Raw genomic sequence first — 1,682 nt, 5'->3', positions numbered from 1 at the left:
CTCTGCCTGAGCGCATCTACGGCCGCGAAAGCCGCTCAATTTGACGCCTCTTTCGGTGCCTGCGCACGTCTGCCAACAACAACAATATCCGACATGTTAGATAGCCCACAAAGCATCGCATGTCCGAGTCTGCCGACAATCAAGTCCTAAAGCTGCGCCCCCTGGAAGCGGAAGCCGTGCGCATGTTCTTCCATGCGCTTTCGCCGCTGCGCGAGCTGCTCGACTCGCCCGACCTCGCGGAAATCATGATTAACGATTACCGCAACGTCTGGGTGGAGCGTCGCGGCGTGATGACGCGCGAGAACATCGACCTGCGCCCGGAACAGCTGGAAGGCGCGATCCACTCGCTCGCCTCTTCCGTGGAGAAGTCGGCGAAGGCCGGCAGTGACAAGGGCATCATCAACGCCGGTCACCAGAACCTGCGTATCGCGGCGGTCATGAGCCCGACGTCGATTGACGGCCATGCGCTGAGCATCCGGAAGCACCGCGAGTCGAAACTCACGCTGTCGGACTACGTGAACATGGGGGCGTTTTCGGCAGCCAACGCCCGACCGGAATACGTGGAAGCCATCCACTTCGAGGAAGGCATCGAGGACGAAGCGCTGATGCGCGCGCTCGTTGCGCTCGTCCAGTCGCGCAAAAACGTGCTCGTCGCCGGCGGCACATCCGCAGGCAAGACGACCTTCCTCAATGCGCTGATCGAGCAAATCCCTTCGGACCAGCGGGTGATCTCCATCGAGGACACGATGGAACTGAAGCTGCAGGTGCCCAATCGCGTGCGATTGCTCTCCAACGCCGACACCAACGTCACGACGCAGCTGCTCGTCGCGCTCTGTCTGCGCTTTCGCCCCGACCGCATCATCGTTGGCGAAGTGCGCGGCGGCGAAGCCTACGATCTGCTGCAGGCGCTCAACACAGGCCACGACGGCGGTCTCGCATCGATCCACGCGAATAACGCGCGCACGGCGCTCAGCCGCCTTGAATCGCTCGCCATGCTCGGCATCCCGACTGGATCGCGCTGGGAGCTGGAAGACATGCGCAAAAACATCGCTGACTGCTTCAACTACGTCGTGCACTTCAAGCGCACCGGCGAGATGCGGCACGTCTCCGAAATCCTCGAGATCCGGGGATTCAAAAACAACGATTACGACCTACAACGCGTTTTTTAACGGGAGCATCAAATGAAGGGAAAGAAGGTACTGCACAGAGCCGCCACGGTCGCAAAGCATTTGCGCCCGGGCAAGTCGATGTTGGTCGGCGCGCTGCTGAGCGTGGTGTCGGCGGCCGCGATGGCAGCGGGGGATTTTTCGAACCTGACGGGCCTGACGGACATCATCTGCACGATCAGCAACCTGATCAGCGGCCCGTACCTGTACGGCATCGGCATCGTGCTCATCACGCTTGGCGGCGTCGCAGTGGCGAACTCGGAAAGCAATATCGCCAAGACGTTCTCGGTGGTGCTGGTCGGCCTCGGCATTGCGTCGGTCGCCGTGCCGATCATGCAGAGCCACTTCCACATGGCCAACGCCTGCTGATATGCGCCAGCACAAGGTTAGTCGAGGCCTCTCATTGCCGCGCCAGATGGGCGGCGCAGACCGGGGACTCGCCATTTTCAACGGGACGATGACGGCGCTGCTCACCTACACGAGCTGGACCCCTGGATTTCTCCTTGTCGGCGTGGT

2 protein-coding genes are annotated in these 1,682 nt (G+C 61.4%); both read left to right on the top strand.

Going from position 1 to position 1,682, the window contains the following annotated elements; genetic code table 11:
• Positions 1–119: 119 nt before the first annotated feature.
• On the top strand, positions 120–1,169 hold the full coding sequence (locus tag AWB81_RS42715; RefSeq protein ID WP_062644592.1) for a TadA family conjugal transfer-associated ATPase: 1,050 nt from the start codon (positions 120–122) through the stop codon (positions 1,167–1,169).
• 12 nt (positions 1,170–1,181) lie between these two features.
• Positions 1,182–1,535 carry a TrbC/VirB2 family protein gene (locus AWB81_RS42710; RefSeq protein ID WP_062644590.1) on the top strand — a complete coding sequence of 118 codons (354 nt, stop codon included), beginning with the start codon at positions 1,182–1,184 and terminating at the stop codon, positions 1,533–1,535.
• Positions 1,536–1,682 lie beyond the last annotated feature (147 nt).

Origin of the sequence: Caballeronia arationis, from assembly GCF_001544975.2 — a bacterium.
Lineage (GTDB): Bacteria > Pseudomonadota > Gammaproteobacteria > Burkholderiales > Burkholderiaceae > Caballeronia > Caballeronia arationis.
Note: the sequence above shows the minus strand (reverse complement) of the source record. Positions and strands in the feature narration are given on the sequence as shown.